Origin of the sequence: Saccharopolyspora sp. (assembly GCF_017434145.1) — a bacterium.
In the GTDB taxonomy this organism is placed as follows: Bacteria; Actinomycetota; Actinomycetes; order Mycobacteriales; family Pseudonocardiaceae; genus Saccharopolyspora_C; species Saccharopolyspora_C galaxeae.
In genome coordinates this window covers 1-7547 of record NZ_JAFRFW010000152.1, presented here as the reverse complement: position 1 = coordinate 7547, position 7547 = coordinate 1, and the positions used below count along the sequence as shown (strand labels likewise).

Below are 7547 nucleotides of genomic sequence, written 5' to 3'. Positions count from 1 at the left end.
GAGGCCGTCGAGGCGGTCGAGCGCTTCGTGCATCGCGTCGGTGTAGGGGATCATTTGCGCACCTCGTGGCGGGATCGGGAAGCTGGTCTCGCCTCATGTTCGGATTTCGAGTGCGCTTGAAGTCAAAGTCCGGGCGGTCGCCCCGTGCGGTCGGCGTGATCGCGGGGCTGGCAAGATCGCCGGGTGCGTTTTCATGCCGACCTGCACATCCATTCCAAATACTCCCGCGCGTGCAGCAAGGACTGCGACATCGAGCATTTGACGTGGTGGGCCAGGCGCAAGGGCATCACGTTGGCGGGTACCGGGGATTTCACGCACCCGGCGTGGTTCGCGCATCTGCGGGAGGTGCTCGAGGAGGCCGAGCCGGGGTTGCTGCGGTTGCGTCCGGAGCGCGATCGGGAGATGTCGGCTGGGATGCCGCCGAACTGCACCGGTGAGGTGCGGTTCATGCTGTCGGTGGAGATCTCGACGATCTACAAGTACGGCGAGCGCACGCGCAAGGTGCACCACCTGTGCTACGTGCCGGACTTCGCGGCGGCGGAGGAGTTCACCCGCCGGTTGGGCAGGATCGGGAACCTGGCTTCGGACGGGCGGCCGATCCTGGGGCTGGATTCGCGGGACTTGCTGGAGATCACGCTGGAAAGCGGCGGTTATCTGGTTCCTGCGCACGTGTGGACGCCGTGGTTCGCGGTGCTGGGGTCGAAGGCGGGGTTCGATTCGATCGAGGAGGCTTACCGGGATCTGTCGGGGCACATCTTCGCGTTGGAGACGGGGCTTTCCAGCGATCCGGAGATGAACTGGCGGGTGTCCGGTTTGGACGGTTACACGCTGGTGAGCCATTCGGATGCGCATTCGCCGCCGATGCTGGGGCGGGAGGCGACGGTCTTCGACACCGAGCTGGACTACTTCGCGGTCAAGCGCGCGCTGGAGACGCGTCGTGGTTTCGAGGGCACGGTGGAGTTCTTCCCGGAGGAGGGCAAGTACCACCTGGACGGGCATCGGAAGTGTTCGGTGCGGATGGATCCGTCCGACACCCGTGCTCATGACGGCCGGTGCCCGGGGTGCGGGAAGCCGTTGACGGTCGGGGTGTTGCACCGGGTGGATGCGCTGGCGGATCGGGATGCGGGTGTGCGCCCGGATGGTGCTGCGGGTTTTCGCAGTTTGATTCCGCTGCCGGAGATCGTGGGCGAGGTCCGGGGCGTGGGGCCGAAGAGCAAGAAGGTCTTCGATGCGGTGAGTGCGTTGACGGCCGCGCACGGCCCGGAGTTGTCGATCTTGCAGGAGGTGCCGGTCGAGGAGCTGCGGCGCAGTGATCCCGCGGTTGCCGAGGCGGTCGAGCGGTTGCGGCGCGGCGCGGTGGTGCGCGAGGCGGGTTTCGACGGCGAGTACGGCACGATCCGGGTGTTCGATCCGGCGGAGTTGTCTCGGGTGCGGAATGCGGGTGCGTTCGCGTTGTTCGATGACGAGTCGCTCTCCCCTGCCCCGCCGGCTGATTCCGAACGTTCCGCGGTGCCGGGGCCTGCTGCGGTGCCGGAGTCTCCGGCTGGTGATGCCGCGGTTGAGCGGGTTTCGCCGCGCGAGGTGTCGGCGCCGGTCGAGGATGTCGCGGATTCGGGTGTGCTGGCCGGGCTGGATCCGGATCAGCGGGCGGCTGCGGCGGTGCCGTCGGGTCCGTTGTTGATCGTGGCGGGTCCGGGTACGGGCAAGACGCGCACGGTGACGCATCGGCTGGCGCACTTGGTGCTGGAGCGGGAGGTGCCTGCCAGGGAGTGCTTGGCGATCACGTTCACGCGGCGCGCGGCGCAGGAGCTGAGTGAGCGGCTGCACGGCCTGATCGGTGCCGCTGCGGGTGAGATGACCGTGGGCACGTTCCATTCGTTCGGTTTGCAGGTGTTGCGGGAGCAGCACGAGCGGGTCGGGTTGTCGGCGGAGTTCTCGGTGGCCGATGCCGATCGGCGGGTGGCGGTGCTGGCCGAGGTCACCGGTGATGAGCGTGGCGCGCGGGCGAAGTTGGCGAAGTTGTCGCGGCTGCGCCGCTGCGGCGAGGCGGACTCGGCGCAGGCTGGAGACTCGGCGCAGGCTGGGGATTCCGAGCAGGTCGGGAGCTCCGAACTCGTCGCGGTCGCCGAGCGGTATCGGCGGCGGCTGCGGGAGCTGGACCTGGTGGATTTCGACGATCTGGTGGCGCTTCCGGTGTGGCTGCTGGAGCAGGATCCGGACCTGGCCGAGTCGTACCGCGAGCGGTTCCGCTGGATCACGGTCGACGAGTACCAGGACGTCGACGATGCGCAGTACCGGTTGTTGCAGGCGTTGGCCCCGGCGGAGGCGAATCTGACCGCGATCGGTGATCCGGATCAGGCGATCTATTCGTTCCGGGGCGCGGACGTGGGGTTCTTCCTGCGTTTCGAGCAGGATCATCCGGCCGCTCCGGTGTTGTCGTTGACGCGGAATTACCGCTCCGGGGCGCACATCGTGGATGCGGCGTTGCGCGGTATCGGGCCTTCGACGCTGGTTCCGGGCCGCGAGTTGCACGCGGCCGGGCAGCGGGCGGCGCATCGGGTGGTGCGGCACGAGGCTGCGGATGAGCGTGCGGAGGCGGCGTTCGTGGCGCGCGCGGTCGATGAGTTGCTGGGTGGTTCGTCGTTCCATTCGCTCGACAGCGGCCGGGTCGCCGGTGATGGGCATGGTGGTGTGGGCTTCGGTGACATCGCGGTGCTGTATCGCACGGATGCGCAGTCGCGGGTGTTGATCGAGGAGTTCGCGCGCTGCGGGTTGCCGGTGCAGAAGCGTTCGCACGATCTGCTTTCGGCGCGTCCGGGCGTGGAGTTGCTGATGCGGGAGCTGGCGCACGTCGCCGACCGGGAGGGGTCGGTGCTGGAGCGGTTGCGCGCGGCGGCGACGGCGGTGGTGTTCAGCGTTCCGGACGATGTGCAGGACGAGGTGCACAGCGGTCTGGAGGTGCTCACGCCGCTGGCGCTGCGATGCGGCGATGATCTGGAGCGGTTCCGCTCGGAGGTGCGGCTCGGTGCGGAGGTCGACACGTTGGATCCGCGCGCGGAGGCGGTGTCGCTGTTGTCGTTGCACGCGGCAAAGGGCTTGGAGTTCCCGGTGGTGTTCCTGGTCGGCTGCGAGGACGGGTTGTTGCCGTTGCGTTGGCCGGGTTCGGAGTCCGCACGGGACGAGGTGGCCGAGGAGCGGCGGTTGTTCTTCGTGGGGATGACTCGCGCGCAGGATCAGTTGTGGTTGACCCACGCCGCGCGGCGCAGCAGGCACGGTCAGGTGCGGGAGCGGGTGGCCTCGCCGTTCTTGTCCGGGCTCGGCGATGGTGTGGTGCGCAGTGAACCGGCTGCGCCGCGCAAACCTCGGGCGACGCAGTTGAGTTTGCTGTGAGCGGTCCCGACTCGTGCGTCCGGTTCGGGGCGGTGTGTCGGTCGGGGCGCTGACTCGAGCTCGTTCGACACTCGCATCGAACCGGCCGCTCCCCTCGTCCCGCTGCGGAAGGACTCATGATGATCGACGTGACCCGGCCGGGCCCTCCTCGGCTGCAAGAAGTCGCCGACGGCGTGTACGCCTACATCCAGCCCGACGGCACGTGGTGGATCAACAACACCGGCTTCGCGGTCGGACCGCAGGGCGTCGTCGCGATCGACTCCTGTTCCACCGAGCAGCGCACCCGCGCGTTCCTCGACGCGATCGCCTCGGTGACCGCGGCGCCGGTGCGCACGCTGGTGAACACCCACCACCACGGCGACCACACCTTCGGCAACGCCCTGTTCCCCGGCGCGACGATCGTGGCGCACGAGCGGACCCGCACCGAGGCGATCGCGTTCGGTCCCGCGCGCGAGCTGCCGTGGTGGCAGAACCCGCAGTGGGGCGAGTTGCCGCTGGACCCGCCGTTTCTGACCTTCACCGACCGCATCGGGCTGTGGGTCGGCGAGCAGCGCGCCGAGGTGCGCCACGTCGGCTTCCCCGCGCACACCACGAACGATTCGCTGGTGTGGTTCCCGGACTCGGCGACGGTGTTCTGCGGCGACCTGGTCTTCAACGGCGGCACGCCGTTCTTGCTGATGGGTTCGGTGACCGGCTGCGCCGGGGTGCTGGCGAACGTGCTGCGCCCGCTGCAGGCGGCGACGGTGGTTCCCGGGCACGGCCCGGTCTTCCACGACGATGAACCGGTGGCCGCGAACCTGGACTACCTGCGGTTCGTGGCCGAGCTCGCCGAACGCGGCCACGCCGAGGGAATCACTCCGCTGCAGACGGCACGGGACACCGACCTCGGGCGCTTCGCCGACTGGCCCGACGCCGAACGGATCGTCGGGAACCTGCACCGCGCCTACGCCGAACTCGACGGCACCCCGCCCGGTGGCCCCATCGACACCGCTGCCGCGCTCGCCGACATGGTCACCTACAACGGCGGCGAACCACTGACCTGCCTGGCCTGAACGGTCGGATCCGGTAGGCGGGGCGAACCGCGCCCAACCTCGCGCGACGCAGCGGAGTTCGCTGTGCGGATCAGCGTGCTTGTGCCGCGCGGTAGCGCCCCGGGGTGGTGCCGAGCAGGCGCCGGTAGTGGCGGGTGAGGTGGGGCTGATCGTGGAACCCGGCCGCGGACGCGGCTTCGGCGATGGGCATACCGTCGAGCAGCAGGTGGCGTGCCCGTTCGACGCGCCGTCCGGTCAGGTACCGGTGCGGCGGCAGCCCGTAGGCGCGGGTGAACGCGCGCACCAGGTGGGCCGGGTGCGTCGAGAGCAGCGCTGCGGCGTGCTCGAGAGTGATTCCCTCGACGAGGTGCGCATCGAGCAGATCGCGGAGTCGGCGAGCGGGCGCGGGATCGGTCCGCTCGGTGCCGGCCCGCCCGGCGAGGTGGGTGCGGAGCCGCTGGGTCACCAGGACGAGCCGGGTCTCGGCGGCCAGTTCTTCTCCTGGCTGGGCGAGCAGATCGTGCAGTCCCGCGATGCTGGAGCACAGGGCGGGATCGTTCAGGCCGGGGTGGTCGACCGCTTTGTCCGCCAGCTGCGAACCGACGGTGTGCTCGTCGAGGTAGAGCACCCTTTTGCGGAACCCACCGGAGGTGGCGGGGCGCCCGTCGTGCGGGATCCGGGGCGGCAGGAGCGTGACCTGGCCGCTCAGCGCGTGCCTGGCGTGGCGGTCGATCTCGTAGGACACCGCGCCTTCGTCGAGGATCAGCAGGGTCCACGTCTGGTGCGTGTGCAGCGGGTAGGCGTGGGTGGTGAAGCGCGCGTGGAACACCTCGGAGACCCCCGGTACCCGCGGCCGCCACGCCGCGACGCCGGTGCGCTCCGCGGCCTGGCCCGTCATGCGAAAAACGTACAAGACCGTGCGGGGATCAGCGGTGAGGGTGGTGGTCATGCGCTTCGACACGAAAATCGCCGTACTGCTGCGGGAGGATCTGGCGACCTGGCAGCGGCTCAACGTGACCGCGTTCCTGACCAGCGGTATCACCGCCGGTGATCCGGAGTTGGTCGGCGAGCCCTACCTCGACGCCGACGACACCCGGTATCTGCCGATGCTGCGCCAGCCGGTGCTGGTGTTCGAAGCGGGCAAAGAGCTGTTGACCACTGCGCACGCCAAGGCCGTCGCGCGCGAGCTGCCCACGGCGATCTTCACCGCCGATCTGTTCTCCACCGGCCATGACGAAGCCAACCGCGCCGCGGTCCGCGCCGTGCCCCGCGATGCTCTCGACCTCGTGGGCCTGGCGCTGCGCGGCCCGCGAAACGCCGTCGACAAGATCGTCAAGGGTGCGCACATGCATCCCTGATCGGTTCACCGTCCGCCTGCGATCAGGTGTCGTGCGGCGACCGTGGTGCCGTCGGTGCGGATCGCGGGGGCGAGCGCGCGGGCGCGGGTGGTGACCGCGGAGGTCGTGGCCTTGTCGAGCGCGGCGGTCAGCGAGTCGGCGCTGGGCATTCCCGGCGGGTGCGCGACTCCGATCCCGAGGTGGTCGACGCGTTCGGCCCAGTAGTGCTGATCGTAGACCTGCGGGATCAGCACTTGGGGCGTTCCTGCCCGCGCCGCGGTAGTGGTGGTTCCCGCGCCGCCGTGGTGCACGACGGCGGCGACCCGCTCGAACAGCGCTTGGTGGTTGGTCTCGCCGATCACGAGGCATTCCGAGTCGCTGTCGGCGGCCGTCAAGCCCGCCCATCCGGCGGTAATGATCGTCCGCCGCCCGAGTGCGCGGGCGGCCGTGGTCAGGACCTGGCCGAGGTCGTGCCCGGGTGCGGGCATGCTGCCCAGACCGAAATGGACCGGGGCTGCGCCGGCGGCCAGGAACGATTCCAGCTCGTCCGGCAGCGATCGCTGATCGGGCAGCATCCACGCGCCGGTCTGGAACACGGTGCGGTCTGCCGCATCGGGCCAGGGGCCGAGCGCGGGGTCGGCGGCCAGCCACGGCCGGTCGGTGACGACGTGGCTGCGCACGTTCTCGACCGGGGCGAGTCCGGCGGTGGTGCGGTGCTCGTTGAGCGGGCTCGCCCAGGTGTCGTTCCAGCGCTGCGTTTCCCGTTGCCACAGCTGGTCGTTGGTGCCGGTGTCGTGCTGCGGCCAGCCCGGCCAGGGTGCCGGCGGGTGGTGCGCGGAAGCCAGGGTGGCCGGGCAGTAGTGGGCGTGCAGGTAGTCGATGCCCACCATTTCGGCCGCTGACCGGGCCGCGACCATGACGGTCCCGGTCGCTAGCAGGACGTCGCATCCTTCGGCGGCTTCCGGGAGCGTGGCGAACTGCGCGGCCACGGCGTCCTTGGCCGCTCGCCGCCGGCCTTCGGGTGTGGACAGGTCCCACGTCGCGGAGCCGGGCGCGGGGCGCATCGGTGGCCCGAGGGGCGACACCGGGATCCCGAGTTCCTCGATCCAGGTGGCGAAGTCTGGGGGCGCGCACACCCGGACTTCCTGCGCGAGCTCCTTCAATCGCCGAGCCAGGGCGACCACCGGTTGCACTTCGCCGCGCGATCCGATGGTCGCCAGCAGTGCCCGCATTCCACCCTCCACAGTGGTTTCGTCTTCGGACTGGCCCTATGGCCGTTCAGCTGAGGTGGTCTTCGAGTGCGTCGGCTCCGCGGGCCGGGCCGTCGCAGCGTTGCAGTGCCGTGCTGCGGGTGGCGGCGCTTGCGCGGATGTCGTCGTCGGCGGCGACCGCCTCCACGGTCTCGCGCAGCAGCTTCGGGGGCAGGTCGGTCCGCGCCAGTCGACGCCCGGCGCCGAGTTGTTCGACTCTGCGGCGTTGGCTTCTTGCTCGGGATCTTGAGCGACGGCCACCAGGGGATTGACCTGGCCGTCGGCGCCGACGTTGACGAACACGAAGTGTCGGTCCATGAATCCTCGAGCAGCAGGCTCGGGGACGCGGTCGGCGGATCATCGCATTCCCGGGCTCCGAACTTGCGCTGATCGTCGGCTTTTCCCACCTGTGCTGGACGAAGCAGCCGAGGGTGTCAGATCCGGTAGGCGCGGAGTTTCGCGTACAGGGTCGGCCGGGACAGTCCCAGCCGGCGCGCCGCTGCGGCCTTGTTGCCGCCGGAGGCGGCGAGCACCTCGGT

6 protein-coding genes are annotated in these 7547 nt (G+C 69.9%); 3 read left to right on the top strand and 3 right to left on the bottom strand.

Annotation, left to right across the window (positions count from 1 at the left end):
- Positions 1 to 183 precede the first annotated feature (183 nt).
- Together IJH84_RS04320 and IJH84_RS04315 are read left to right on the top strand one after the other, a co-directional pair.
- A complete protein-coding gene (locus IJH84_RS04320) occupies positions 184 to 3390 on the top strand; it encodes a UvrD-helicase domain-containing protein (protein WP_295140450.1) in 3207 nt (1068 codons plus the stop codon).
- Between the two features lie 119 nt (positions 3391 to 3509).
- Positions 3510 to 4442 carry an MBL fold metallo-hydrolase gene (locus IJH84_RS04315; RefSeq protein ID WP_295140447.1) on the top strand — a complete coding sequence of 311 codons (933 nt, stop codon included), beginning with the start codon at positions 3510 to 3512 and terminating at the stop codon, positions 4440 to 4442.
- Positions 4443 to 4512: 70 nt separating this feature from the next.
- Here IJH84_RS04315 and IJH84_RS04310 read toward each other — a convergent pair whose 3' ends face one another.
- Positions 4513 to 5319 (bottom strand): AraC family transcriptional regulator, encoded by an 807-nt coding sequence (locus tag IJH84_RS04310; RefSeq protein WP_295140444.1) that lies wholly within the window; start codon positions 5317 to 5319, stop codon positions 4513 to 4515.
- Between the two features lie 49 nt (positions 5320 to 5368).
- On the opposite strand from IJH84_RS04310, the gene IJH84_RS04305 reads away from it, so the two are divergent.
- Positions 5369 to 5779 carry a DUF2000 domain-containing protein gene (locus IJH84_RS04305; RefSeq protein ID WP_233628143.1) on the top strand — a complete coding sequence of 137 codons (411 nt, stop codon included), beginning with the start codon at positions 5369 to 5371 and terminating at the stop codon, positions 5777 to 5779.
- Positions 5780 to 5784: 5 nt separating this feature from the next.
- On the opposite strand, the gene IJH84_RS04300 is transcribed toward IJH84_RS04305, so the two are convergent.
- Both IJH84_RS04300 and IJH84_RS29205 read right to left on the bottom strand, forming a co-directional pair.
- Positions 5785 to 6990, bottom strand: coding sequence for a glycosyltransferase (locus IJH84_RS04300; protein WP_295140438.1), 1206 nt, complete (start codon positions 6988 to 6990; stop codon positions 5785 to 5787).
- Positions 6991 to 7442: 452 nt separating this feature from the next.
- Positions 7443 to 7541, bottom strand: a complete 99-nt coding sequence (locus IJH84_RS29205; protein WP_367268952.1) for a helix-turn-helix domain-containing protein — start codon at positions 7539 to 7541, stop codon at positions 7443 to 7445.
- Positions 7542 to 7547 lie beyond the last annotated feature (6 nt).

Excerpts from the sequence above, each read along its gene's own strand:
- IJH84_RS04315 (WP_295140447.1), top strand. The coding sequence starts at position 3,510 with ATGATCGACGTGACCCGGCCGGGCCCTCCTCGGCTGCAAGAAGTCGCC.
- IJH84_RS04310 (WP_295140444.1), bottom strand. The coding sequence starts at position 5,319 with ATGACGGGCCAGGCCGCGGAGCGCACCGGCGTCGCGGCGTGGCGGCCG.
- IJH84_RS04305 (WP_233628143.1), top strand. The coding sequence starts at position 5,369 with ATGCGCTTCGACACGAAAATCGCCGTACTGCTGCGGGAGGATCTGGCG.
- IJH84_RS04300 (WP_295140438.1), bottom strand. The coding sequence starts at position 6,990 with ATGCGGGCACTGCTGGCGACCATCGGATCGCGCGGCGAAGTGCAACCG.